The organism is Bacillus sp. LR--39 (assembly GCF_053613335.1).
In genome coordinates, this window is record NZ_JBSIOT010001156.1 from 1 (window position 1) to 613 (window position 613).

Annotated in this window: 2 protein-coding genes; both read right to left on the reverse strand. The window is 41.9% G+C overall.

Going from position 1 to position 613, the window contains the following annotated elements; all coding sequences use genetic code 11:
- The coding region (locus tag ACWHAR_RS29110) for a F0F1 ATP synthase subunit delta (protein WP_452088701.1) at positions 1 to 168 on the reverse strand (168 nt) is incomplete at its 3' end.
- A partial coding sequence (gene atpF, locus ACWHAR_RS29115; RefSeq protein WP_452088700.1) for a F0F1 ATP synthase subunit B occupies positions 165 to 613 on the reverse strand: 449 nt, incomplete at its 5' end. The genes ACWHAR_RS29110 and atpF, both read right to left, overlap by 4 nt.

Sequence of the window (613 nt, forward strand, 5' to 3'; positions counted from 1 at the left end):
CGCAGCCGGCACCTTCGGATGGTTCAACACATCATTAAGCGCTTTTTCATTTTGAAATACTTGTTTTACAACAGTTAACTCTTCTTCTACTTGATTCAGCTGAGCGGACTCATTGGCTATATCAAAAAGAGCTGATGCATATCGTTTAGAGACAGCTGATCCACTCATCGGCTTTCTCCTACCTCTTTAAGATAGTCCTGGATCAATTTCTCTTGCGCTTGTTCATCCAGTTCTTTTTCGATCACTTTCGACGCAATCATGACAGAAAGAGACGCTACTTGCTCACGGAGAGCAGAAACCGCCTGTTCTTTTTCCTTCACGATTTCAGTTCTTGCTGCTTCTTTCAGACGTTCAGATTCTGCACGTGCAGCCTGAATAATCTCTTCTTTTTGCTTCTCTCCCAGTTTCTTTGCGTTTTCGATAAGAGTTTGGGATTCCTGTCTTGCTTCTTTTAAAAGAACGCGCTGCTCTTCAATAAGCTGCTGCGCTTCTTTATTTTTTTCTTCAGCAGACGTAATTTCTCCAGCGATGTGGTCTTCACGCTGTTTCATTATGTTTAATAGCGGCCCTAAAGCGTATTTCTTCAGAAGCGCTAATAAGATTAACATAGCTA